Annotated in this window: 25 protein-coding genes, 1 tRNA gene and 3 pseudogenes; 14 read left to right on the plus strand and 15 right to left on the minus strand. The window is 35.2% G+C overall.

Annotation, left to right across the window (positions count from 1 at the left end):
* Positions 1 to 9: 9 nt before the first annotated feature.
* The 6 genes from AAGD66_RS04185 to AAGD66_RS04210 all read right to left on the minus strand — a co-directional run bounded on the left by AAGD66_RS04185 (position 10) and on the right by AAGD66_RS04210 (position 3,257).
* Positions 10 to 174 (minus strand): IS3 family transposase, encoded by a 165-nt coding sequence (locus tag AAGD66_RS04185; protein ID WP_010082072.1) that lies wholly within the window; start codon positions 172 to 174, stop codon positions 10 to 12.
* The gene (locus tag AAGD66_RS04190) at positions 167 to 328 is read right to left on the minus strand and encodes a DDE-type integrase/transposase/recombinase (RefSeq protein WP_010082071.1); all 162 of its coding nucleotides are present in this window, start codon (positions 326 to 328) and stop codon (positions 167 to 169) included. The genes AAGD66_RS04185 and AAGD66_RS04190 overlap by 8 nt, the downstream gene beginning before the upstream one ends.
* A gap of 3 nt (positions 329 to 331) precedes the next feature.
* Complete coding sequence (locus AAGD66_RS04195) at positions 332 to 766, minus strand: IS3 family transposase (protein ID WP_319606382.1); 435 nt, start codon at positions 764 to 766, stop codon at positions 332 to 334.
* Positions 751 to 1,044, minus strand: coding sequence for a transposase (locus tag AAGD66_RS04200; RefSeq protein ID WP_007548709.1), 294 nt, complete (start codon positions 1,042 to 1,044; stop codon positions 751 to 753). Before AAGD66_RS04200 ends, AAGD66_RS04195 begins: the two co-directional genes overlap by 16 nt.
* Positions 1,045 to 1,206: 162 nt before the next feature.
* Positions 1,207 to 2,379 carry a porin gene (locus AAGD66_RS04205; protein ID WP_265024670.1) on the minus strand — a complete coding sequence of 391 codons (1,173 nt, stop codon included), beginning with the start codon at positions 2,377 to 2,379 and terminating at the stop codon, positions 1,207 to 1,209.
* 62 nt (positions 2,380 to 2,441) lie between these two features.
* Positions 2,442 to 3,257 (minus strand): hypothetical protein, encoded by an 816-nt coding sequence (locus AAGD66_RS04210; RefSeq protein ID WP_264374144.1) that lies wholly within the window; start codon positions 3,255 to 3,257, stop codon positions 2,442 to 2,444.
* A gap of 233 nt (positions 3,258 to 3,490) precedes the next feature.
* Here AAGD66_RS04210 and AAGD66_RS04215 point away from each other — a divergent pair, with 233 nt between their 5' ends.
* Positions 3,491 to 4,276 carry an enoyl-ACP reductase gene (locus AAGD66_RS04215; RefSeq protein WP_264723694.1) on the plus strand — a complete coding sequence of 262 codons (786 nt, stop codon included), beginning with the start codon at positions 3,491 to 3,493 and terminating at the stop codon, positions 4,274 to 4,276.
* On the opposite strand, the gene secD is transcribed toward AAGD66_RS04215, so the two are convergent.
* The gene (gene secD / locus AAGD66_RS04220; protein WP_264723695.1) at positions 4,273 to 5,631 is read right to left on the minus strand and encodes a protein translocase subunit SecD; all 1,359 of its coding nucleotides are present in this window, start codon (positions 5,629 to 5,631) and stop codon (positions 4,273 to 4,275) included. The two genes, AAGD66_RS04215 and secD, sit on opposite strands and share 4 nt — an antisense overlap.
* Here secD and AAGD66_RS04225 point away from each other — a divergent pair.
* Positions 5,618 to 5,899 carry a hypothetical protein gene (locus AAGD66_RS04225; RefSeq protein WP_237357365.1) on the plus strand — a complete coding sequence of 94 codons (282 nt, stop codon included), beginning with the start codon at positions 5,618 to 5,620 and terminating at the stop codon, positions 5,897 to 5,899. The two genes, secD and AAGD66_RS04225, sit on opposite strands and share 14 nt — an antisense overlap.
* A gap of 129 nt (positions 5,900 to 6,028) precedes the next feature.
* Here AAGD66_RS04225 and AAGD66_RS07025 read toward each other — a convergent pair whose 3' ends face one another.
* Together AAGD66_RS07025 and AAGD66_RS04230 are read right to left on the minus strand one after the other, a co-directional pair.
* Positions 6,029 to 6,199: a DDE-type integrase/transposase/recombinase gene (locus AAGD66_RS07025; RefSeq protein WP_080717647.1), complete on the minus strand. Its 171-nt coding sequence runs from the start codon at positions 6,197 to 6,199 to the stop codon at positions 6,029 to 6,031.
* Positions 6,200 to 6,454: 255 nt separating this feature from the next.
* A complete protein-coding gene (locus tag AAGD66_RS04230) occupies positions 6,455 to 6,601 on the minus strand; it encodes an IS3 family transposase (RefSeq protein ID WP_080717648.1) in 147 nt (48 codons plus the stop codon).
* 318 nt (positions 6,602 to 6,919) lie between these two features.
* On the opposite strand from AAGD66_RS04230, the gene AAGD66_RS04235 reads away from it, so the two are divergent.
* Together AAGD66_RS04235 and AAGD66_RS04240 are read left to right on the plus strand one after the other, a co-directional pair.
* A complete protein-coding gene (locus AAGD66_RS04235) occupies positions 6,920 to 8,245 on the plus strand; it encodes an IS4 family transposase (RefSeq protein ID WP_264339118.1) in 1,326 nt (441 codons plus the stop codon).
* A gap of 15 nt (positions 8,246 to 8,260) precedes the next feature.
* Positions 8,261 to 8,987 (plus strand): annotated as a pseudogene (locus AAGD66_RS04240) (IS5 family transposase).
* A gap of 82 nt (positions 8,988 to 9,069) precedes the next feature.
* On the opposite strand, the gene AAGD66_RS04245 reads toward AAGD66_RS04240, so the two are convergent.
* The 3 genes from AAGD66_RS04245 to rsmA form a co-directional block, all read right to left on the minus strand.
* Positions 9,070 to 9,204, minus strand: a complete 135-nt coding sequence (locus AAGD66_RS04245) for an IS3 family transposase (RefSeq protein ID WP_007548354.1) — start codon at positions 9,202 to 9,204, stop codon at positions 9,070 to 9,072.
* A gap of 63 nt (positions 9,205 to 9,267) precedes the next feature.
* The gene (gene guaB / locus AAGD66_RS04250; protein WP_264723696.1) at positions 9,268 to 10,761 is read right to left on the minus strand and encodes an IMP dehydrogenase; all 1,494 of its coding nucleotides are present in this window, start codon (positions 10,759 to 10,761) and stop codon (positions 9,268 to 9,270) included.
* A gap of 116 nt (positions 10,762 to 10,877) precedes the next feature.
* Positions 10,878 to 11,690, minus strand: a complete 813-nt coding sequence (gene rsmA, locus AAGD66_RS04255; protein WP_264723697.1) for a 16S rRNA (adenine(1518)-N(6)/adenine(1519)-N(6))-dimethyltransferase RsmA — start codon at positions 11,688 to 11,690, stop codon at positions 10,878 to 10,880.
* 78 nt (positions 11,691 to 11,768) lie between these two features.
* On the opposite strand from rsmA, the gene AAGD66_RS04260 reads away from it, so the two are divergent.
* Both AAGD66_RS04260 and AAGD66_RS04265 read left to right on the plus strand, forming a co-directional pair.
* Positions 11,769 to 11,841, plus strand: a tRNA-Thr gene (locus AAGD66_RS04260).
* A gap of 24 nt (positions 11,842 to 11,865) precedes the next feature.
* Positions 11,866 to 12,591: a triosephosphate isomerase gene (locus AAGD66_RS04265; RefSeq protein WP_341814427.1), complete on the plus strand. Its 726-nt coding sequence runs from the start codon at positions 11,866 to 11,868 to the stop codon at positions 12,589 to 12,591.
* 352 nt (positions 12,592 to 12,943) lie between these two features.
* On the opposite strand, the pseudogene AAGD66_RS04270 reads toward AAGD66_RS04265, so the two are convergent.
* Together AAGD66_RS04270 and dprA are read right to left on the minus strand one after the other, a co-directional pair.
* Positions 12,944 to 13,706, minus strand: a pseudogene (locus AAGD66_RS04270) (IS5 family transposase).
* Between the two features lie 58 nt (positions 13,707 to 13,764).
* On the minus strand, positions 13,765 to 14,853 hold the full coding sequence (gene dprA / locus AAGD66_RS04275) for a DNA-processing protein DprA (RefSeq protein WP_264723699.1): 1,089 nt from the start codon (positions 14,851 to 14,853) through the stop codon (positions 13,765 to 13,767).
* A 61-nt stretch (positions 14,854 to 14,914) separates the two neighbouring features.
* On the opposite strand from dprA, the gene AAGD66_RS04280 reads away from it, so the two are divergent.
* The 8 genes and pseudogenes from AAGD66_RS04280 (at position 14,915) to AAGD66_RS04315 (ending at position 21,809) form a co-directional block, all read left to right on the plus strand.
* The gene (locus AAGD66_RS04280) at positions 14,915 to 15,289 is read left to right on the plus strand and encodes a ferredoxin family protein (RefSeq protein WP_265024581.1); all 375 of its coding nucleotides are present in this window, start codon (positions 14,915 to 14,917) and stop codon (positions 15,287 to 15,289) included.
* 129 nt (positions 15,290 to 15,418) lie between these two features.
* Entirely contained in the window at positions 15,419 to 15,541 is a 123-nt protein-coding gene (locus AAGD66_RS04285) for a hypothetical protein (protein WP_265040968.1), read from the plus strand.
* 456 nt (positions 15,542 to 15,997) lie between these two features.
* Positions 15,998 to 16,945, plus strand: coding sequence for a D-alanine--D-alanine ligase (locus tag AAGD66_RS04290; RefSeq protein WP_264723700.1), 948 nt, complete (start codon positions 15,998 to 16,000; stop codon positions 16,943 to 16,945).
* Positions 16,926 to 17,684: a cell division protein FtsQ/DivIB gene (locus AAGD66_RS04295; RefSeq protein ID WP_264723701.1), complete on the plus strand. Its 759-nt coding sequence runs from the start codon at positions 16,926 to 16,928 to the stop codon at positions 17,682 to 17,684. Before AAGD66_RS04290 ends, AAGD66_RS04295 begins: the two co-directional genes overlap by 20 nt.
* Positions 17,685 to 18,517: 833 nt before the next feature.
* On the plus strand, positions 18,518 to 19,624 hold the full coding sequence (locus AAGD66_RS04300) for a D-alanyl-D-alanine carboxypeptidase family protein (RefSeq protein ID WP_006279754.1): 1,107 nt from the start codon (positions 18,518 to 18,520) through the stop codon (positions 19,622 to 19,624).
* Positions 19,625 to 19,738: 114 nt separating this feature from the next.
* Entirely contained in the window at positions 19,739 to 20,038 is a 300-nt protein-coding gene (locus tag AAGD66_RS04305; protein ID WP_244662759.1) for a DMT family transporter, read from the plus strand.
* A gap of 16 nt (positions 20,039 to 20,054) precedes the next feature.
* Positions 20,055 to 20,399: a DMT family transporter gene (locus tag AAGD66_RS04310; RefSeq protein WP_006279756.1), complete on the plus strand. Its 345-nt coding sequence runs from the start codon at positions 20,055 to 20,057 to the stop codon at positions 20,397 to 20,399.
* 266 nt (positions 20,400 to 20,665) lie between these two features.
* A pseudogene (locus tag AAGD66_RS04315) lies at positions 20,666 to 21,809 on the plus strand (transposase).
* A 141-nt stretch (positions 21,810 to 21,950) separates the two neighbouring features.
* On the opposite strand, the gene putA reads toward AAGD66_RS04315, so the two are convergent.
* On the minus strand, positions 21,951 to 25,091 hold the full coding sequence (gene putA, locus AAGD66_RS04320; RefSeq protein WP_265024580.1) for a bifunctional proline dehydrogenase/L-glutamate gamma-semialdehyde dehydrogenase PutA: 3,141 nt from the start codon (positions 25,089 to 25,091) through the stop codon (positions 21,951 to 21,953).
* Between the last annotated feature and the right edge of the window lie 73 nt (positions 25,092 to 25,164).

A 25,164-nucleotide genomic window follows, 5' to 3' on the forward strand; every position in this document is an offset into this window, starting at 1 on the left:
ATGCAATAGTTAATAGTGACGTTGTTTGTTATAAAAAATTTCTATGTATTCAAATATTGCAGTTCTAGTTTGTTGAGCAGAGTGTTGTGAAGTATCAATAAGTATTTCTCTTTTCAATGAGCTAAAGAAGCTTTCTGCAACAGAATTGTCGTAACAACAGCCTTTATTACTCATCTATATTCTTTACAGCTAAGAGATATTGATACCCTTGCGCAGTATATTGTGAACCTTGATCACTATGTAATAGTAGATTTTTAACAGGTTTACGCCTATTAATGGCCATTAATAAAGAGTTCATAACCAATTGTTTATTTATTGCACTACTCATTAACTACCATACGTGAGAATTATTGCTGCCAAATATAGCCATCCCTCCTTGGTTTTGATGTAAGTAATCCCATACTTTATTTGGTTGATCAACAATAAAGTTTTGATCTAGTATATTGGGAGCTACAGCTCTATTATCTGTTTGTTGTTTTTTAATTTTAAACTTTCTTTTCAGTATAGCCCTGATGTCATTTTTCTGCATAATACTTTGCACCGTTTTCAAATTGCAACTTTTACCCAAAGCCTTCAATTCAGCATGAATTTTAGGAGCTCCATATCTACATTTAGAAACTTGATATATTTTTTGAATAGCTTCGAGTAGCTCTTTATTTGCTGATTCTCTACTGCTTATTTTTCTTGTAGTCCACTTATAGTAGCCACTAGCAGAAAATCCTACATAATTCCTGTACTTTATAGCAGTTACTATATAAAAAAATATTTTACTCTTTTTGACTGGCCAGGGCTTTTTTTTAAATGTCTCTTTCCCTTGTTACTCTTGCTTTGTAAATCAAACCTCTCTTTGTCATAAGGTGCTACATCTGGAAATGCATTTGCCGCTGACTTTTTTTCGTTATATTTCTTCATCCATTTTCCTAATACACTATCCCTTATTCCTAGATCTCTTGCTACTTTTGCAACTGGTTGACCTACCTTTCTTTGTTCATTTGCCAGTTTAACAGCTTCCAATTTGAATTCTGCTGTATATTCTCTTACCATTTCTAATCCTCCAAAATTTTATTTTACCCAAAAAAACTCTTTTCTTTCTCTCCACTTTTTCTGGGTAAGGTCAGTTTACTGGCCTCTCCATGAGTGAGATTGAAAAATTAAGTGTGAACGGTTACCTTGGATGACAGAAAAGAGTGTTGGAAGGAGGCAATATTAAAAACTTAATTTCAGTCCAGCCAAGAACACATAACCAGAGTTGTTATTTTCTATTTTAGGTTCTTTGGTACTAAATTTTACAATATCGAAATAGTATGAAGTACCTAAAAAAAGAGAATTTTCAAGACTTAAAGCATATGATGTTAACTCGTTTGTACCTTCGCCTGCAATATCCCTACCACTACTAAAATATGTTAAGCTTGATTTGTAAGAATCAGAATGGTAAGCGATACCTGCATTCATATAATACGTATTATTTGTTTCAGGATTATGCTTCTCACCAGATTTACCGCCATTACCATACGAAAAAATGCAATCAAGATCGAACAATTTTAGCTTCAAACCAAAATTCCAGTGTAGTAATTGATTATGACACTGAAGATCGCTAGGATTTTTATTTGTACAGTCATTAAAATTTTCCCTTGCAAATTCACCAGTTAAGGCAGTAGTAAAACCTATATCATCTGACAAGCTATTTTTATAGGAAAGGCCAGCAGCAATTAAATTGCTGTACTGTAAGTTATTTTTTCCTGGAACATAACTGAATCCGAGTTGAAAGTTATAGATTTCAGGGGAGATGTAGTTAATTGATGATTGTTTTAACCCTAGTTCGAGTTCATTATAATCGCTATAAATATTGGGCTTGACCCAGAACACCTTGTCTTGATTATATCCAGGGTCACCATCTTTTTTATGATCACCGCGCAAATTTGCATAGTTTGTCCAATGACCATTTACTCCTCCAGCAGCTGCATAAATTTTTGAAGTGTTAATTAACATGCTCTGACTAACTAAACTTCTTTTACCATATTCAATTGATCCAAGTCCCTGATTTTTAATGATGAAATACCCTTCCTCCATGTCTAACTTTTCTATGTCTAACGCTTTTAGGTTTGCAATACCAGAAACTCCTGCCTTAACATTAAACCCCATTTGAGTATTTGGATAAATTTGCTGTAAATAAAGAAAGCGCAAGTATGAATAACTTGAAGTTTTATCCTTAGCCTTAGCATTGAAAGAATCTCTGTTGAAGGCGTAGCCGAATCTCAAATCTATTTTTCCGTCTAGTTCTACATAGAATATTTCCTTATCCAAAATTGTTCTAGAGCTAGCACTATTCTGCAAAAACAATGATGAAAGCAGTGCTACCAGGTAGTACTTTAACTTCATAAATAACCTTAAATCTTTATAAAAATTTAAGTTTAAACTCAATATAAATAAAAAACAACTTTTCAGAAGGCACCGCTGGTAGATTTTGCTGCCTGTTTTTGAGCTATATTCCCATAAATTATTGATACACTTGGTAATTTTTGCATTAATAACTGCTTATTAATGGCAGAATGTATACGATTAATTATTTTAGATGTACTTTTTACATCGCAGTTAATCAAAACAAAAAGCACTTTATTCTCATCAATATACCCTAGAAAATCATCACTACGGCAATTTTTATAAAAATGTTCTATGACAACTTTCAGTGCATCATTTGTCTCGCTACAGCTACTATTTAAGCCAATTATTCCTATAGCTGCATTAATTTGATGTTGAAAGGCGAAATTCAATATAACGTATAACTCTAGAATAGTGGACTCATTGCCCGGTATATCGAATAAGTCATGGTTTTTATATTTCTTACCCATTAGATATTCATCTCTAAAGATTCCTAATTTATGGGACAAACTGATATCACGTATTAACAGCTCATAATTTATTTTATTACTGGCAAATTGTGCAGTGCGGAAAACTTTTACTTTTGTCCTGATATCTTCTCCTTTAGCATCAGTTAAGGAAAAATCTATCACTTTAGGTAATATATCAAGTAAATCGTGCCCATTTTCGGTATACTCTAAATAATTCTTCATGTCGTCAGCTGCTCTTGCACTTAAAATATTGATTAACGGCTTATTAAGTAAATTCCCTTCCTCGTATTTTAACAAATTCCTTGCGGCTTGATTGAGCCCTAAAATTAACACGTTTTTTTTCTTATTATCCTGACAAACAGATACCACAGCATCATCTTTTCTTCTTGCAGTTATGAAATCATCCATACTTTCATTCTATACAGCGTATTTATAAGTATAATAAGATTATATTAAGATTTACTTACTTATTGATATGCTTAATTAGGTATAGACAAAATGTCATACGGGATGGCTTTGTTGTAGAAGAATCAAGATTACTGTTTATAGACTTCAAGTTACTGCAAAAAATATTTTAAAACATAGTGATATCTTGACTTTACCTAGTTAATATTCCAAATTATAAAAAAACAGATAGTTCTATGACGACAAGTCTATTACAAGGCAAAAAGGGATTAATAACCGGAATAATAAATAAGAGATCAATAGCATACGGTATAGCAAAAACTCTCTCAGAGCACGGAGCAGAACTTGCAATCACCTACCAGAATGAAATAATAAAAGAAAAACTATCACCAATAGCAGATGAACTAAATGTGGAGCTAATATTACACTGCGACGTTTCAAATGAAAAAATCATAGATAACGCTTTCGAAATAATAGAGAAAAAATGGGGTACTCTTGACTTTTTGGTGCATGCAATAGCATTCTCAGATAAAAATGAGTTAGATGGTAAATATGTCAATACTTCACTGAATAACTTCCTCAATGCAATGCATATATCGTGCTATTCTTTTACTGCTTTAGCGCAAAGAGCTGAAAAAATGATGTCAGGTGGTGGTAATTTACTTACTTTATCTTATTATGGCGCTGAAAAAGTTATGCCAAATTATAACGTTATGGGTTTATGTAAAGCAGCACTTGAAGCAAGTGTAAAATATATAGCATGTGATCTCGGGCCACAAAATATCAGAGTAAATGCCATTTCCGCTGGTCCAATCAGAACTTTAGCATCTTCTGGAATAAGCGATTTTCACTTCATATCAGAATGGAATAGAAATAATTCTCCGCTCAGACGCAATGTTACAATAGAGGATGTTGGCAAGGCAGCGCTATACTTATTAAGCGACTTAAGTAGTGGCACTACTGGAGAAATTTTGCACGTCGATTCAGGATATAACGTTGTAGGAATGAAGGTGGTTGACTAACAAAGCACTAGTTCCTTCGGGTTCATACACAACTCTATCAGGAGTTTTGTGACTGTGATTGCAGAAAACATCGAACATAAAATTCCTATTGATAGAGTGACAGAAAAGCCTCTAATTGCTCCGCTGCCAATAATGAACATTATTCCTGCAGCAATTAATGTAGTGATATTTGAATCCAGTATTGTCTTTATAGCGTTTTTAAACCCTTCTTCAATAGCACGTTCCACTCTCTTGCCAGATTTTATTTCCTCACGAATTCGCTCAAATATTAAAACATTTGCATCCACCGCCATACCGACAGTAAGTGCAATACCGGCAATTCCAGGTAAAGTTAGAGTTGCTTCAAGCAGAGTGAGAATTGATAATATAAGAATTACATTAGAAAAAAGCGCAACAGAGGCCAATACACCTAATTTACCGTAAGTGATAATTATAAATAAAGCCACGGCTATAATAGAGATTGTTGCTGCCATTTCCCCTGCCTTTATTGATTCTTCTCCAAGGCTTGGGCCAATGTTTTTTTCTTCAATTATTTTAAGTGGTGCTGGCAGTGCTCCAGATTTTAAAAGTATTGCAAGTTCGCTTGCTTGTTTTTCAGTAAAATTACCGCTAATTTCTCCCTCTCCATTTAAAATTGGCTCACGTATTGTAGGTACTGTTAAAACTGTGTTATCCAGAACAATTGCAAAAGGTTTTCCCACATTTTCTTTAGTGATTTTCGCGAATCTTTTACTCGCTATGCTGTCAAATTTAAAATGCACTGTCGGTTTACCTAAATTGCCGAATCTAACTGATGCGTTAACCAGCGAATCGCCACCTATTTCAGTCTTGCGGAATATTGGATAAGAATTACCTAAAGAATCCTTGAGCATGACAGTAGTTTCGTAATCTATATCCTGCACCTTGGCTATGTTAGTGTTTGCCAAATGAAAAGCTAGCTTAGCAGTTTTGCCAAGCAGAGATTTTATCTGCTTGGTGTCTTCTACTCCAGGCACCTGCACTAATATTTTATTCTGCCCTTGTTTTTGAACGCTGACTTCCTTTGTGCCAAGTTTATCCAAACGGCGCTGGACATTGTTTATTGATTCTGCAACTACTTCACTGATCAAAGAATTTTTATAATGGGGTTTATACGAAATGAGAATTGAAGAATCTTTTCTATTTAGCTCTAAATTTGGATTTATCGCATTAATCAACATAGATGCTTTTTTATAATCATCAATATTATTTAAAGTTACAACGCTATTTTGTACGTTAGATTCAATATTTTTTGTTAGCAATGTCTCTTTTATTTCGTTAGCTAGCATGCTTAGCTTTTCCTTAAAATAGAAGTCTAAGTCTATGTTTAAAAGCAAAGATGCCCCTCCTTTCAGGTCAAGGCCTAAGTTTATTCTTTTTTTCGAAATAAAAAGCTTATTATCAAAGAAATTTGGCAGTGTTATGTATAAAGCAAGTAAACAGATGCATAATACTGAAAAAGATTTGATTATAAGTCTGTTGTACATAAGTTGTAGGTTTAAAATTGTAATAATTGATTGTAAGTTAAAAATAGATTTTTGTAAAATTCTCTATTTGACCTTACCCAGAAAAAGTAGAGAGAAAGTTAAGACGTTTTTATCATGAGAATAAATTGTGCAGGAATGCAATAGTTAATAGTAGAATGTCTACGTTATTTGTTATAAAAGATTTCTATGTATTCAAATATGGCAGTTCTGGTTTGTTGAGCGAGAAGTATCAATAAGCAGCTCCCTTTTAAGTGAACTTTTCTGCAACAGAGTTATCGTAACAACAGCCCTTATGGCTCATGCTGGAAATGATGTTTTTTGTATTCAATAGAAATTGGTAATTTTGAGAGGTATACTGTGACCCTTGATCGCTATGTAACAGCAGATTTTTATCGGGTTTGCGTTTATCAACGGCCATCAATAAAGAATCTATAACTAATTATCATGTTACTCATTAACCACCATGCGTGAATATAGGTCAATTATTGCCGCCAACAACCTTCTTTAGTTTTTATGTAGGTAATCCCAAACTTTATTTGGCTGATCAGTAGTAAAATTTTGATCCAATGTGTTCGGAGCCACAACTCGGTTGCTTATTTGCTGTTTTTTATTTTTGAACCTTCGTCTAAGCTTGGTTTTAATGCCATTTTCTTGCATAACACTTTGTACTGTTTTAATTTTTGCCTAAAGCTTTTAATTCAGCGTGAATTTTAGGGGCTCCATATCTGCATTTAGAAGCTTGATGTATTTTTTGAATATCTGCTAGAAGCCCTTCTTTTGCTAATTCTTTACTGCTTTTTTCCTTAGCAACCCATACCACCAGTACAAAACCCTACATAGTTCCTGTGTTTTATAGCAATTTCTATATAAAAGAATACTTTACTCTTTTTCTTTGCCCAGGGCTTTTTTTAAGATGTCTCTTTCTCTTATTAGCTCTTTTTTTAGGTCTTGTCGACATAAAAAAATAGTGATATAGAGTACTCTTTATTAATAGGTAAAGAGAATGCTATATGATTTAAAAGATGAGCAATGGGAGAGAATAAAAAACCATACGCGTCAAGTTAAGGAAATAAAGGTATGAAAGAGATAGAATAATAAGGTATAAGTTCTCCCAGATATACTTTTAGTGAGAGAACCAATGAATAAAATAACTTGCTTATCAAAAAAGCTCAAAGAATTTTTTAATGAAAAAGCAGAGAAAATCTCAATTACAACAAGGTTTATAAAAAGAAAGAGAAAGCTAAAAGGTTCATCATTCGTAAAAGCCATGGTCTTGGGTAATATAGGAGTTGATAATTGTAGCGTAGAAACAATGTGTCAATTACTAAACGAGGACTCGATAGATATAACAAAACAAGGTTTGGATTTTAGATTTACTGAAGAAGCAGTGGAATTTATGAAAAGGATGTATAATGAATCTGTGATTCTCTTTAAAAATATCTTGCAAGTTGATTGCAAAATCTTACAGCAATTTAATAGTGTTAAATTATTGGACAGTAGCTATATTACTCTACCTAACAGTATGGAAGAGATGTATAAAGGTTATGGTACTAGCTACAGTGGCTATGAAAGCAATACTAAGTCTGGAATAAAGTTACAATTAGTTTTCGACTACATGAATCAGATAATAGACCAACTTAATTTAACGGAGGGGGTAAGATCAGACCAGGGATATAGGAAACATTTAAGTAATATATTAAGCAATGATTTGCTAATATCTGATCTCGGTTATTTTGTGCCAAGTTCTTTTAAACAAATCAATGAAATAGGAGCTTATTTCATAAGTCGTTATAAATCCGATACCAACATATATGATGTAGAAACAAATCAAAAAATGGAGTTATTAGAATGTTTAGAGGATAAGTTATTTTTAGAAAACGAGGTATTGTTAGGAAAAGAAGCAAAAATTAGAGTAAGAATTATATGTCAGAAACTAACTGAAGAACAGTCTATGGCCAGAAGAAGGAAAGCTAATAGATTAGCAAGATCGCAGGGATATACATCCTCTAAAAGAAATCAAAAATTGTTGAACTGGTCAATATTTATAACTAATGTTCCAGAAAATAAAATTAGTGCTGAGCAAGTATTAACGATTTACAGAGTAAGGTGGCAAATTGAGTTATTATTTAAATTGTATAAAAGCCATATCAGGCTTGATAAGCTAAAAGGAAAGCCATGCAGAGTATTATGTGAACTATATGCTAAATTGTGCGCAATTCTTATATTTCACGGCATAGTTGGTTGCACAGAAGTGAAAAAGAATACAGAACTTAGCTTAACAAAGGCATTTATTGAGCTAAAAAGGCGGGTTAGAGAGTTATTTTTAGTATTAACCAAAATTAATAGTTTAAAAGCATTTCTTAAAAAACTCACTATAACTTGGTCGCGATTTTCATTAAAAGACAAACGTAGAAGGGCTAGAGTATCCACTTTAACCTCTCTAAATTTGCTCACAATCTCTTAACTTGACGCGTATGGAATAAAAAACAGTCTGCCAGGTAAGGAAGGAGATAGAGGAAGAAGCGCAAAAGATAACAGGAGATTCGTAGCTGCAATAATGTGGATAGGTAGAACAGGAGCAACATGGAGAGCATTGCCGGCTGAGTATGGAAAATGGTCAAGTGTACATAAACGTTTTATAAGGTGGGCAAAATCTGGTGTTTGGCAGATGATTTTCAACACATTAGCTGTTAATGGAGACACAGAGTGGCTCATGATAGACTCAACAATAATCAGGGCACATCAACATGCTGCTGGTGCAAGAAAAAAATGTGGAAACTGGTAGACAAGAACAAGAGCTGGGACGGTGCAAAGGAGGATTTTCAAGCAAATTACACGCTGCTTGTGATGCTTTGGGCAACCCACTGAGATTCTTTGTTACTGCAGGGCAAAGATCGGATTACGTAAAAGCTTTAGACCTGATAGAAGGCAAGAACATGGAGGCACTTATTGCCGATAAAGGGTATGACGCAAATTATATGATTGAGGCTGCAGAAGCTGTAAATGCTGAGCCAGTAATCCCACCGCGTTCCAACAGAAAAACACCAAGAGAATATGACAAAGAATTGTATAAAGAGAGAAACTCAATCGAAAGGATGTTCAACAAAATCAAGCACTTCCGCAGAGTTGCTACACGCTACGACAAATTGGCCATAGCTTTTCTGTCTTTTGTTCACATTGCTGGCATTTATCTTTGGTTAAAATAAATGTCGACACTGCCTAGATCAAATCTTTCTTTGTCATAAGGAGCCTTTGCCTGGAAATGCGTATGCTCCAGACATTTTTCCATCATATTTTCTTACTTAACATACTACCATCTATACCTAGATCTTTTGCTATTTTTGTACTTGCTTGACCTGTTTCTTTAACCAGCTTAACAGCTTCTAATTTGAATTCTGCTGTATATTCTCTTCTATTTGTCATATTTTGAAAAAACGTTTTATTTTACTCCAAAAACGTTTTAACTTTCTCTCTACTTTTTCTGGACTACTCCGAATCGGTTGACAAATTGGACGTTTGATAAGCATAATTTGGAGCTTCTTGTGTAATGACTATATCATGAGCGTGACTCTCTCTTAATCCTGATGCAGTAATAGTAACAAATTTACAATTTTTTTTCATCTCTTCTATATTCCTATTACCAGTATACCCCATTGCAGCTTGCAATCCGCCAATCAATTGATGGATTACTCCTGAAGCTGGACCTTTGAATGGAACTCTTCCTTCCACTCCTTGTGGAACTAATTTGAGTTTTGAATCTTTATCTTGAAAATAACGGCTAGCTGAACCTCGTTTCATTGCACTAATAGATCCCATTCCTCGATAGCCTTTATATGCTCTGCCCTTATACATAATAATCTCACCTGGGCTTTCGTCAGTGCCAGCAAAAATCGAACCAATCATCACAGAGTCAGCACCAGCTGCAATAGCTTTTGCAACATCTCCTGAGTATTTTACCCCACCATCAGCAATTAGTCTGACGTTTCTTGCTCTACACGCCTCTGCAACATTCTTGATTGCAGAGAATTGTGGCACACCAACACCTGTAACTATTCTGGTTGTACAGATTGATCCTGGTCCTATTCCAACCTTCACTGCATCAACACCCGCATCAATCAACGCTTCAGCAGCCTCCTTTGTTGCAATGTTTCCGCCAATTAATTGCGTATTAGGATACATCTTTTTTATTTCCCTAATGGTATTGATAACGTTTTCGGAATGACCGTGAGCAGTATCCACAACAACTACATCAACTTCTTCTCCGATCAAAGCTTCACATCTTTCTATACCATCTTTTTTACCAGTGCCAATTGCAGCGGCAACTCTGAGACGCCCTTTACTGTCTTTACATGAATTTGGGTATCTATTGTATTTTTCAATGTCTTTAACCGTAATTAAACCTATACAACAAGAATTTTCATCTACGACCAAAAGCTTTTCTATTCTATTTTCATGCAACAATTTCATTGCTGAGGCACTATTCACTCCCTGCTCCCGCACTGTCACTAACTTATCTTTTGTCATCACTTCGGAAACTTTTACATTCATGTTCTGGTCTTCAATAAATCTCACATCTCGGTTAGTTAAAATTCCAACTAACTTGCGTTGATCGACTACAGGAATGCCAGAATAATTGTGCTCTCTCATTAATGAAATTGCTTCCGCAACTGTTTTATCCGGTGAAATCGTAATTGGGTTATACACGATCCAACTTTCATATTTTTTCACCCTTCTCACTTCTAAAACTTGTTCATCTATTGATAAATTCTTATGTATGCAACCTATCCCTCCATGTTGGGCAATAGCTATTGCAAAGCCCGATTCAGTAACAGTATCCATTGCAGAGGATATGAGAGGGATATTTAGTTCTATACTATTTGTTAAATAAGTTTTTGTATCTGCATCGCAAGGCAATATATTAGAATAGGCTGGCAAAAGAAGTATATCGTCAAACGAATAACAAGCTTCCATTTTTTTCATAGGCTTTATTTAAAGCTTATACGCCAATTAATTAAATTGCAATAGGCAAAATTAGCTAGGAGCCTTTAATTGTATAGCTCTAACTGTTTTTAGGAGATAGAAAAGCTATATAGTTGCTAATACATTTTATTGCAAAATAAGCATTCTACATTATTTGCCAGCAAACAAAACTGCTCAATAGTTAAGTTTTCTGGACGCTGGTTTCCGCTCAATTTAGCGTTTTCAAGGACAGTTTCAGCGTGGTTCGTTATATTTTGCAAGCTATTTCTCAGCATCTTTCTTCTTTGAGAAAAAACAGCACGTGTTAATTTTATTAAGGTTTCCAAGTTTACTACAAACTTTGGGGTAGGCAAAGGATTTACTGTAATTACTGAAGAATGTATTTTTGGTCTTGGAAAAAACTCTTTAGGTTCAATATCAAATTCCTTTTTTATATCGCATAGTAATTGGCTTAGCACTGATAAGGAACCATAATCTTTAGAATTGGGTCTTGCCGTAATGCGATCTGCTACCTCTTTTTGAAACATTAATGTCAAGTTCGTAAAAAATTTTATATTATTTAACCACTTTAAAAATAACACTACCGAGATATTGTAAGGCAAGTTAGCAATAACTTTAACTGGGCGCTCTATCAGCTCTTCTTCTATAACATGCAGTGCATCTGCTTCTATAATTTTATACTTTCCTTGATGCTCATTTAGCAGTTGATCATGGTGTTTTACTAAATCTCTATCTTTTTCTATAGAAAGTAGAGACTTTGGATTATGCACCAATATTTCTCTTGTTAATGCACCATATCCAGGACCAATTTCAATGACATTAAAATTTTCCAGACTACCAGCTAAAGCGACGATTTTTTTTGTTATCTCACTCGATAAAATAAAATTTTGCCCTAGACTCTTTTTTGGCTTCAGTAAAAATTTTTTCATATTATTTTCATTATACAGTATTTTAAAAATTAGTTGACTAAAATTCATTGATAATTGTATATTATTAATGTGTTTAACGCCGGCTTAGCTCAATTGGTAGAGCAACTGACTTGTAATCAGTAGGTTGTCAGTTCAAGTCCGACAGCCGGCACTCTCACTCATATAAGTAAAGTTGATGTCCTTTTTAATAGTAGCAAACTGGAAAATGAATGGAATGCGTTCTTCATTTGTTGACTTTATAGGCAAACTTAACAACAAGAGCAACGAAATTACCTCTAAGCTAGTGATTTGCCCTCCTTTTACATCATTTCCAAGCAGTATAGAGTTGAACAATAATATTAATATAGGAGCACAGAATTGCCATCATAAAAAGTTCGGTTCTTACACAGGTGAAATTAGTGCAGAAATGTTAAAAGAACTAGGGTGTACTTACGTAATACTTGGGCATTCTGAAAGGGCTAATGAAAAAGATAGTGAAATAAAACTTAAGTCGGAAATAGCAATAGAATCAGGCTTACACCCAATTATCTGTGTGGGTGAAAATTCAGAAGATTATAAGAATGAAAAAACAAAAGAAGTAATAGAATATCAATGTAAAAACCGCTTGCCAACACACGGTGAATATACCGTAGCATATGAGCCAATATGGGCAATAGGCACAGGATGTGTACCAAGCAATGACGCAATTGCTGAGGTGATAGAGGTAATAAAATTGTGTACTGGTAAAAAACACATTATATATGGTGGTTCAGTCAGTGCAGAAAATATAGAAAATTTGCTCAGTATCTCAAATTTATCAGGAGTTTTAATTGGCAGTGCAAGCTTAGATTTCAATCACTTTTATAAAATTATACAACAAGTTGAAAAAAAGTTTTCTCTTATCAATTCTAAAAGTAGATAAGAGGGAATTACTCACTATAGAAATAGGGCTATCACGGGCGTCTCAGTAGATTCCGCTAACGCGTACTCCCTAGTCATACCGTCACGGTATCCGCTAACACGTAGCGAGATGAAGGTTGTCAAGGTGACACTGGTTTCCATACAAAAGTGGTGTCATCTAAGTAGCTGATACTGATTTCTATCCAAGACGCCAGTGCCCAGACTACTTGGATCCAGAAGACTTAATTTCAACCAAGTGGCTGCATAATAAAGGCTGGATTCCAGCGTCACGCGCTGGAATGACATCTTTCTTGGTGGACTCAAATCATAATGTTCGTACGGTTGTGGGCTTATAGCTTAGGCAGTGTCGACATTTATTTTAACCAAAGATAAATGCCAGCAATGTGAACAAAAGACAGAAAAGCTATGGCCAATTTGTCGTAGCGTGTAGCAACTCTGCGGAAGTGCTTGATTTTGTTGAACATCCTTTCGATTAAGTTTCTCTCTTTATACAATTCTTTGTCATATTCTCTTGGTGTTTTTCTGTTGGAACGCGGTGGGATTACTGGCTCAGCATTTACAGCTTCTGCAGCCTCAATCATATAATTTGCGTCATACCCTTTATCGGCAATAAGTGCCTCCATGTTCTTGCCTTCTATCAGGTCTAAAGCTTTTACGTAATCCGATCTTTGCCCTGCAGTAACAAAGAATCTCAGTGGGTTGCCCAAAGCATCACAAGCAGCGTGTAATTTGCTTGAAAATCCTCCTTTGCACCGTCCCAGCTCTTGTTCTTGTCTACCAGTTTCCACATTTTTTTCTTGCACCAGCAGCATGTTGATGTGCCCTGATTATTGTTGAGTCTATCATGAGCCACTCTGTGTCTCCATTAACAGCTAATGTGTTGAAAATCATCTGCCAAACACCAGATTTTGCCCACCTTATAAAACGTTTATGTACACTTGACCATTTTCCATACTCAGCCGGCAATGCTCTCCATGTTGCTCCTGTTCTACCTATCCACATTATTGCAGCTACGAATCTCCTGTTATCTTTTGCGCTTCTTCCTCTATCTCCTTCCTTACCTGGCAGACTGTTTTTTATTCTCTCCCATTGCTCATCTTTTAAATCATATAGCATTCTCTTTACCTATTAATAAAGAGTACTCTATATCACTATTTTTTTATGTCGACAAGACCTAGAAAATTAACGATATTTTATTCCCCGGTGAACGCTCTATTTTGTTTTCCAACTCTAGTTCCAAAAGAGCCATTAGAGCTATGTTGGTAGAAAGTCCGCTTGCTAATATAAGTTCATCTATATCAACAGGTACAGAGTTAATATGATCAACTATAACAGATTTTGCCTGTTGTAATTTTTCTTGTTTTTGGTTAACAGCACAGTGCTCAACATCAAATAGGTTTTTTTGCTGCGGAGGTAAACTAAACCTAACACTCTCTATTATGTCATCAGCGGACTCGATAAGCTTAGCACCGTTTTTAATTAAATAATTACTACCACTACAGCGTGAATCTAAAGGAAAACCAGAAACTGCAAACACCTCTCTCCCTTGATTTAAAGCAAAATCTGCTGTTATTAGAGAGCCAGAACGTTTCGATGCTTCAATCACTGCAACACCCAGCGATAGACCAGATATAATTCGATTCCTTTGAGGAAAATATTGAGGCTTTGGTTTAGTAGCAAATGGAAGCTCAGTAATTACTAAACCACCGTTCTCAGTGATTTTTTTATATAGATCAAAATTCTCTTTTGGATACACCACATCAATTCCGCTTGCTGTAACAGCAATAGTGGGGTGATTTTTGTATATTACACTGTTTGCTGCAGTATCAATTCCTCTTGCAAGTCCAGAAACGATAATAAAACCAGCTTCGCTTAAATCAAGTGCCAACTTATTGGCAAAATTTCTTCCATTCATTGAAGAGTTACGCCCACCGATTATTGCAATTATCTCACGGCTTAATAATGATATATCACCAAGTGCAGTTATTACAGGAGGACAATTCGAGATATTTCTTAAAAGATCAGGGTAATCTGGGTCACATGCGGGTATAATTTTAGCTCCAATTTTTTCTGCATTATTGATTTCTTCTCGTGCATCTTGAATGCCATACACCTTATTATTAGCCACCTTATTGAGATATTTCAACACCTCATCTAGCGATCCATGTGTTCTTAGTATACTAAAAAACTTTATTGGTCCTATAGTTCTAGCCAAGCTTAACCATACTTCTAATTCTTTGTTGTTCAATTTATTTATCTTCATAAAAGGCTTGAATTTCTTATCAATTTAGTGTACCCAAGATAATGCAAATATACAGTGTTTTATGACGCATTTTGTTACAGATAAATGCATAAAATGTAAATATACGGACTGTGTGGAAGTATGTCCCGTTGACTGCTTCTATGAAGGTAAAAACATGCTCGTGATTAACCCAGATGAATGTATTGATTGCGGAGTGTGCATACCTGAGTGTCCAGTAGATGCAATTGTAACTGATGATTCCATAAAAGATATTTTAGAACTAGATGAAGAGTTGCTGAGCAGCGAACAAAAAATTTTCAAGTTATTTTACGATATAAATGTAGAATACTCACAAAAATGGCCAAATATCACAGCTAAAAAGCAACCTCTTTATACAGCAGAAGAGTATAAGGAAAAAAAGGATAAAACAACTTATTTTGATGAAAATTTAGAATAATATTAACAAAGAAAAAGATCAGACTCCTTGCATAACCATATGAAAAACTAGCAACTCACTCTTTTTTGTCATTCCAACGCGTGACGCACAATCGTACGAACATTGTGCTACCAGGAGGGTGTCATCCCAGTGCTTGACACTGGGATCCAGAAAAGTTTGCTTGTGAGCAAGCAAACTAGCATAGAAAGTGGTTACAACGTTTTCGATAAGATTGCAGAAAGGCTGGATTCCAGTGTCTGGGCACTGGGATGACAGCTAGCCTGACAACCGTCATCCCGCTACGTGTTAGCGGGATCTATGCTAAGCTTACTATTACCCACAAATAAAAACATAGTATTGTATTTACTCAAATAATTTAATTTTATTAACCTGAAAGCTTATTGGATTAAAATTATTAAACTAAGAGTTATAATTTTAGCAACTAAAAGCTGTAAATTGCACCATATAAACAATTATTTCAAGCAAAAGTTATGCCATTAAGAGCTATGCAACAAACATTTATATTTGTGGGTAATAGTAAGATGCTAAGAGATACCGCGAATGAATCGCGGTATGACGTAGGAAAACCTTTCTTGGGTTAGCTATAGATCACCTTAACAAAACAAACGTTCGTACAGTTGTGCATAGGATAGAGCTATAGAAAGCATTTTTTCTATTGAAGATAAGAGCATCTTTTATATATGCTATATAGTAAAACATAGAACGCCCATGATTCCAACTATAGCAATTTTAAGTGGTGGGTTTTCTTGTGAGAGAGAAGTATCGCTTATGAGTGGAAAAGCAGTAAAAAAGGCGCTTGATAGCCTTTCATATAATGCAATAGAAATAGATGTTGACAGCAACATTGCTGAAAAGCTTAAAAAAATTAATCCCCACCTTGCTTTTATCGCTCTGCATGGACCTTATGGTGAAGATGGCTGCATTCAAGGTTTACTGGAGATTTTAGGTATAAAATATACACACTCAGGAGTTATGGCTTCTGCTGTTGCTATGAATAAAGTGATGTCAAAGCATATATTTCGATCCCTTAGTATCGACACTCCAAAAGGTTATGTAATTAGCCGAGAAGATGTACTAAAAAATAATATTAAAATCGATTATCCGTACGTCTTAAAACCAATTAACGAAGGTTCAAGTATTGGAGTGCACATAATTTTCTCGCACGAGGATTACTTAGAACTGAAAGATAATAGTTCTACTATAATGGAAAAGATGATCGTAGAAGAATACATACCGGGCATAGAGTTACATACTGCTGTATTGCTGGATGAAGCAATTGGCACTATAGAAGTACGACCAAAAAATAAATTCTATGATTATGAAGCAAAGTATACAGATGGATTTGCAGAACATATATTTCCTGCTGAAATTCCTAACAATATATATAAAATGACCTTGGAACACGCACTGAAAGTTCATCAATTTTTAGGATGCAAAACTATTTCCCGCTCAGATTTCCGTTATAATCCCCAAAATAACACTTTAAAAATGCTTGAGATTAATACACATCCTGGCTTTACTGAGCTATCGTTAGTGCCAGAAATTGCAAAATTGGCAAAAGGAATCGATTTTAATGAATTAGTTAAAATTATTATTGAAGATAGTTTGCAGCACAAAAATATTAGGGATTTAAGTCATGTTGAGCAGTATTACTAGAAGCCAAAGGAGTTTTTTGCGTAAGTGTGCCTTGGTTATTATCACAGCACTTTTTCTTACGCTAATACTTTACAGCTCACTTGATAAAATAATAAATCGATTTAATTACTACTTTACTTGGTATAATGACTGCCTATCTAGTTTATTACTCAGTAGTGGATTTTCAATCGACGAAGTAGTCGTGAGCGGCAATAAATTTACAAACAAAAAGGATATTCTAAGTTTGACAGATAGAACGCAACCTATCCTGTATATATCACTTTCAAAACTTGCCGGTAACATACAATCCGTAAGCAGGTGGATAAAACACGTAAGAGTTCACAGAATTTTGCCCAATACTCTACGCATTAATATAGATGAGCATAAACCGTTTGCTCTCTGGAAAGATAATAACAAAACCTCGGTAATTGATTTCGAAGGCAAAGTGATCGTAGATGACTATCCAGTAGATGATCTTGTTGTAATTACAGGACAAAACTCGTTATCAAACCTAGAATTTGTTAGAGATGTGTTAGAGAGTAAAACTCAATTAAGTGACCACATTTCTTCTTTTGCTTATATAGGGAATAGAAGATGGAATATCATACTTGATAACGATTCCACAGTAAAACTGCCTGAAGATAACCCTTATAGTGCATGGGACTATTTAAACCACTTACACAATACAACTGATTTTACTTTCAGCGATTGGAGTATTATTGATATGCGTATTACTGATAAAATTTTTGTGAAGAGGTGATCTGCTGTAATCCAAGTAGCCCCTTTTCCTGTCATCCCAGTGCCCAGACACTGGAATCCCGCCGCGAACCGTCATACCGCGATTCATTCGCGGTATCTCTTAACATAGATCCCTTATTTAACCGCCATACCTTAACATAGATCCCGCTAACACGTAGCGGGATGACGAGGTTATCGTCATGTCACCGCGAACCGTCATACCGTCACGAACCGTCATACCGCGATTCATTCGCGGTATCTCAGCCGCTAACAAGAGATCCCGCTAACAAGTAGCGGGATGACGGTTGTCGTTTAGCTATAAATATTTAAGAAATTTACCAAACGAAAAAAAAGGCAAAAGAAGCCCCGTGGTTGGCTAATTACTTACATTATACTTTCAAGTATGGCGTTTTTTTATTCTAAACGCTTAATAACCGCGATTTAGCTGCTTTTTAATGCAACTAACCTTTAGTCATAAATGTTTAAGAAATTTACTAAACAGAAAAAAAGGCAAAAGAAACCCTAGGGTAGCTAGTTATTCACTATCCATTTTTTAAGTTGGCGTTTTTTTATGTTTTAAATGCTTTATAAGCGCATTTTAGCTTATATTAGGTAAAACCCTAGAAATTTTATAAAGACATAAGGTGCACATAGTGCAAAAAATTAAACATGAGACGCCAGATACGTGAGTTTTTTTGTCATTTAATCTGTACAGAGAAGATAAATAAATAGCTTCAGTTTCATGATAAGGGGGCTGGCGAGGTTTGTCAAGGAATTTTTATGCAAGAGATCTATTGAAATGCCCCTGTAAAATTATACTATTAATTAGTACACTATAAATTTAAAATTATAGATATGTTAAGCAGATTGGTAATTTTGCTATTAGTTTTTATACTTCCTTTTTCTTCATACTCATACCAGTTTAGAACCAAAGCAAAGCAAGCAGTAGTCTTAGATTTAGCTTCAGACTCGTTCATTTTTGACCATAATTCCGATGAAAAAATGGCCCCATCTTCAATGAGCAAGCTAATGACTTTATATATAGCCTTCGATTATCTAAAAGCTGGAATAATACACATGGAGGATAAATTTCGAGTAAGTAGAAAAGCGTGGGAAAGGAGAGGCTCTTCTATGTTTTTGAAAGAAGGTCAATCCGTTACGGTGAGGGAATTACTTGAAGGAATTACAATAGTCTCAGGCAATGATGCCTGCATAACACTAGCCGAGGGCATTGCAGGATCAGAAGAGAATTTTGTGGCTGAAATGAATGAAGTTGCACAAAACTTGAATCTGAATGACAGTCATTTTGTCAACTCAAGCGGGTGGCCAGATGAAGATCATTTTATGAACGCAAAAGACTTGGTAATGCTGGCAAAAAGGATTTTCACCGATTTTCCTGAATATTATGATTTATTTTCCGAACAATATTTGACATATAATGAAATTGTACAAAAGAATAAAAATCTTCTACTTTTTCACGATATTGGGGTTGATGGCTTAAAAACCGGTTATACAAATGCTGGTGGTTACGGCATTGTAGCATCTGCAAAACGAAATGATAGGAGAATTTTTGCTGTCGTAAATGGTTTAAACACTGAGAAAGAGCGAATAGAAGAAGCAAAAAGATTGATACAATATTCCTTAAATCATTTTAACACCAAGAAAATATTCGCTAAGGATAGCGTAGTTGAGGAAGTAAATGTTCTCTATGGAAAAGATAAAAAAGTGCCTATTACAGTTGCAAACGATGTTACCATAACTTACAACCGCAAATTGCATGACCAAATTAAGGTGCGTATTGAATATAAAGATATGATACCTGCACCCATTAAAAAAGGTCAAGAAGTGGGCGAAGTTTTTGTAGAAATACCAGGTATTGAGCAACAAACTACACCACTTTATGCAGCAAATGACGTGCAGGAATTGAATTTCGTAGAAAAGTTTTTTAGGATGTTGTTTTAAGTTTGATATTAAAGCAATTTCGAAAGAGAGATCTATTGCACTTTAGTGTAGTTTTAACTAACAATTTCTGTTACAATACAAGATTGAAGTGTTACGAAAATGTGCTGGTTATATTTGTTGCTGTCTAGTATCCTAGAGATACTGTGGGCTGTAACACTAAAGTTTAGTAACAGTTTTACTAAAGTTGTGCCTTCGATTGCAACATTGGTAATTATGATCATTAGCATTTACTTTTTATCTCTTGCAGCATGCTTTCTACCTATTAGGGTATGCTATGCAGTTTCCTCTGGAATATGCACAATTGGAATAACTATAATTGGTGCAACCACTTTCACAGAGAATATTAATTTATCTCAAGTTTTATGTATCGTTTTAATTGTAATAGGAAGCATAGGGCTGAAGCTCTCTATTTAAACCTAAAAATTTATGCATGAATTGGATATATTTACTCTTATCGTCACTAATTGAAGTGTTCTGGGTCATAACACTTAAGCATAGTTATGGATTTACTCATCTCGTACCATCAATAATTAGCATACTCTCCATGGCTCTTAGTACATATTTACTTTCGCTCGCTACACGTTCTATACCTATCGGAGTATGCTATGCAATTTGGACTGGAGTGGGCGCTATAGGAGCTTCGATACTTGGAGTTTACCTATTTGATGAACCAGTTAATTTATTCGAAGTAATATGCTTTATTTTAGTTACATTCGGGATTATAGGATTAAAATTGTTTGATACTGCAAAACAAACTGTTGATAAAATGGAATAAAAGATCCCACTGGGATGAAAGAAGCAGATACTCCATATTGTCATGCAAATTGGAATCCAGACTTTTTTCTATATAGCATGGTGAAGACGGGAAACCGTAACCGTTCACACAATGGCGTCAACTTAAGGAAAAATGTCAGAGATTGTGTATAAAATTTCTCTCCAAATTTTTTATCATTAAATTATCCAAAGAGTGCAAGGGACAGCACTTTTGTTTCTGTTTTATTTCAACAAAGAAGTCTAAAATGTGTCCTTTTTAGGTGAAATATGCAAAAAGGAAAAAACCTTATTCTACAAATTAAAAATATAATATACTCGAAAACTTTTCAGAAAATCCATTGTGTTGAGTTTTACACGAACAAGAAAACTTCCTTTTTCGACAGTATTTTCTATGATTTTAAAGTTAGTTAAAAAAAGTTTGGGAATAGAATGTGAACTTATGGAGCCATTGACATGTACCCTCAAAGCAAGCTTTTTCTAAAGCAAGATATAAGATTTGCCATACAGGCTTTCAAGAATTTAAGCATCCAAACAGCCTATCAGGATGAACCTGAGTTGGAGAGGCTATAGACTTATTGCAGCAGATGGTTCTGGTATGAGATTACCCAGCTCTGGGGAAATTGTATCCGAGTTTGAACCAAATGGAACAACAGGCACCATTGGCAATTTGTTTGTTGATTTGTGTACTTCGCTGATTTGTAGTGCTCGTCTTGCAGCTTGGAATATAGGTGAACAAACGTTGGCGGCAGAGCAATTACCCGAAGTTATCACTCAAATGCGTTTATTAAATCAAGAGAAATTATTATTTATCTATGATCGTCTTCAGTAAAATTCATTCAGCAGCATTATGATTTGGAAGTAGATTTTATTTTTCGCTTGCAAAAAAGAAATTATAGTAAGCTATGGGAACGCTGGCGAATTAGATTTTGATTTTATATTAGAAAATGAAAAGCTAAAAAATAAAATGAAAGGACAGAAAGTAAGAGTTATAGTGCTGACATTAGCCAACTGAGAAACAGAGTTTTTGACCGAGACTTTGGAGCAAAGCTTATGTGTTAAGGTGGCACATAGAGGAGTGCTATAAACGACTCAAAGTAGGAGCAGAGTTAGAGAATTTTTCTGGAGAGGCTGTATTACAAGAATTTTGGGCAAACTTGGTCATGTGCAATATATTATCGCTTCATATGTGTGATGCACAAGGGCCTTGGAACCCAGATCAAATTACTGAGTATCGTTTAAATTTTTCAGTTTTATTTAGTGTAATGAGACAGAAACTCTATCAGGTACTTATTGCGCCAAAAAACTTTCAAGCCCTTTTTAAGTATACGCGCTAAAGTTAAAATCCGACCGGGACAGCCGCAATAAAGTAGATAAGCCTAAACGCCATCATGTCTTTAGGAGAGTTTGCTAATGAAAGTTCTTAAGTTGACGCCATTGGCTGAACGGATACGATTTATTTCAGTGCATGAGCTGGTCCTTTTCGGATTTTAGCGCTGTGTACATAACTGCACGAACATCTAGTTTAGGGGTAAGAAAAATTAGGGCCCGCAAATTAATCCAAACACATAAGTGTAGTGTTACCACCAAATGCTGTAGTGTTAACACTTACAACTTTTTCTGTAGAAAAACGCTGTAAATAATGAGGACCACCAGCTTTTGGCCCAGTGCCAGATAGTCCTCTACCACCAAATGGTTGTATCCCAACTGCTGCACCTATCTGGTTACGGTTGATGTAGACATTTCCAACTGATATTTTTTTACTTATAGTGTCAATTTGACTTTGTATACGGCTCTGCAAAGAAAACGTAAGCCCATATCCAGTACTATTTATATCACTTATAACTTCATTTAATTGTGACTTGTTAAAACGTATGATATGTAAAATAGGACCAAATACTTCTTGCTTTAATTGCGAAATTTTTTGTATCTCATAAATATATGGAGGAAAGAAATAACCATTATGAGAATTTGCATCCATGGGTACTTTAAATAACAGATTTGAATCTTTATCCTCTGACATTTTTTGCGTATGTTGAGTGAGCATATCGATAGATGCTTTGTCAATTATTGGACCAATATCAGTACTAAGTTGTATTGGGTCACCAATCTTGAGTTCTTGCGCTGCACCGCATATCATTTTTATCTGCTTCTCTGCTATGTCCTCTTGAATAAACAGCACTCTAAGTGCAGAACAGCGTTGACCACTGCTACGAAACGCAGAAAGCAAAACATCCATAGCCACTTGCTCTAAAAGAGCAGAGCTATCAACTATCATAGCATTTAATCCGCCAGTTTCAGCAATAAATGGCACAATAGGACCATCCCTATTTGCAAGCATTCTATTAATTATTTGAGCGGTTTGTGTTGAACCAGTAAAAGCTACACCGGAAATTCTATTGTCTGGAACTAATATTTTGCCTAAATATCCACCATCCCCAGGAATGAGGTGCAACACATTTTTTGATATCCCAGCTTCATGTAGTATCTTAACAGCTTCATAGGCAATAATCGGCGTTTGCTCTGCCGGTTTTGCCAGCACTGCATTACCTGCTGCAAGTGCAGCTGAAACCTGCCCAATGAAGATAGCGAGCGGAAAATTCCACGGTGATATGCATAAGAAAACTCCTCTGCCTTCAAAAAAGATGAAGTTATCTTCACCTGTTGGCCCTGGCAATTTTTTCCAGTCGCTCAGTTCATTTTTTGCTATCATTGCATAATAACGCAGAAAGTCGATTGCCTCTCTTACTTCTGCTATTGCATCGGATAAAATTTTTCCTGCTTCCACAATCAGAATGTAAATTAACTCTTTCATCCTTTCCTCAAGCAAATCTGCAGCTTTTTCAAGGCATTTAGCGCGCTCTTCTGCTGAAACATTCTGCCACTTAGCAAAAGCACTATGTGCTATTTCAAGAGCGTTTAAAGCTTGATCGCTTGTTGCACTTGACACTTCTCCAATTACATTTTCCAAATGTGCAGGATTCACTACTTCGATAAATTCAGCATTATCAAATAGTGCTTTTCCATCAATTATTGGTCCAACTTGCCACTTTTTTTCACTAAAACCCTTTATATCATCTGCAAATTGTGAGACTATCACAGAATCACTAATATCCATCCCCAAGGAATTTTTTCTTTCTGGTCCCAAAATATCTTGTGGTAATGGAATGCCTGGATGAGGTTCATAATTAAAATTTATAGCTTTTTCCAGTGGATCTGAAATTAACTCATCGATTTTAACGTTAGGATCACTTATTTGATTAACAAACGAACTATTAGCTCCATTTTCAAGAAGGCGTCTTATAAGATAAGGCAACAAGTCACTATGTTCCCCAACGGGTGCGTAGACACGACAGCTAACATTTGTTGCAAGCTCTGACATTGCATAATCATATAAGTCTTTTGCCATTCCATGTAAGCGTTGAAATTCAAATCCAGGGTGGTTTTTATCAGCAAGTTCCATGATAGAAGCAAAAGTATAGACGTTATGAGTTCCAAAGCATGGGTAAAAGCTGTTTGGTTTACTCAAAAGTTTCTGTGCGCACACGAGGTAAGATACGTCAGTATAGCTTTTTCTTGTAAATACTGAGTAATCATTTAATCCCAATTCTTGCGTACACTTGATTTCTGAATCCCAATATGCACCTTTTACAAGCCTCACCATAATTTTGTGCTTTGATCGAATAGCAACATCCTCTACAAAGTCAAGAACAGATAAAGCACGTTTTTGATATGCTTGTACAGCCAAGCCGAGCCCTTCCCACTCAGAAAGTGATTCATCAAGCCGTAATTGTTCAAACAAGATTAAGGAAATTTCAAGCCTTTCTGTTTCTTCTGCGTCTATGCATAGTGAAATGTTGTATTTTTTTGCCTCGCGGCAGAGCTCTAAAACCTTAGTGAATATCTCACCAGCAATTCGGCCAAATTGACTAAATTCATAACGTGGGTGTAAAGCAGAAAGTTTGATTGAAATTCCATGGGATTTAAAACAATCATTTATTTCAGTGGATTCACCTATAGCTTTTATTGAGTGCATGTATGAATTAAAATACTCTTCTGCATCCTCAGTTGTGTGAGCAGCTTCGCCAAGCATATCAAAAGAGTATAAAAACTTACTATTGTCATCTAGTTTTGCGTACCTTAAAGCTTCTTCTATGGTTTCTCCAACAACAAAATGATTACCAAGCATAGACATTGCTTGTTTTACTGCTTTGCGAATGATCGGTTCTCCTAAATTCTTAAGTAACTTAGAAATTGCGTAATAGAACTTCGAATCGCCTTCATTATCTCTCAATATACTGCTACCTATCATTAAACTCCACGTGGAAGCATTGACGAACAATGAAGAAGAATATCCTAAATATTTACTCCATTCTTGATTGGCAATTTTATCTTTGATTAGCTCGTCTATTGTATAATCATCTGGTATTCTAAGTAGCGATTCAGCAAGGCACATCAATGCTATTCCTTCATCATTGGAAAGCGAGTATTGCTGCATAAAGGAATCTACAATACTTAATTTATTGTGTTTGATTTTTTCAATAACTTGTTTTGCAATATTATAAATTCTATTTTTTGAATCAGCCGAAAGCTCTGCTTTTTCTACAAGATAACGTATATAACTCTTTTCATCAGTACGATAAAATCCTTGTAAACGTTTTCTGAGTTCATTAGGTTCTTGTATAGAGCTTATCATATATAATTATCTCCAAAAAATACTCCGACACCATATGTATGGTGAAATTATATCATAACTTTGCGCAGAGGAA

This window comes from Wolbachia endosymbiont (group A) of Dendrolimus pini (genome assembly GCF_964026835.1).
Lineage (GTDB): Bacteria > Pseudomonadota > Alphaproteobacteria > Rickettsiales > Anaplasmataceae > Wolbachia > Wolbachia pipientis.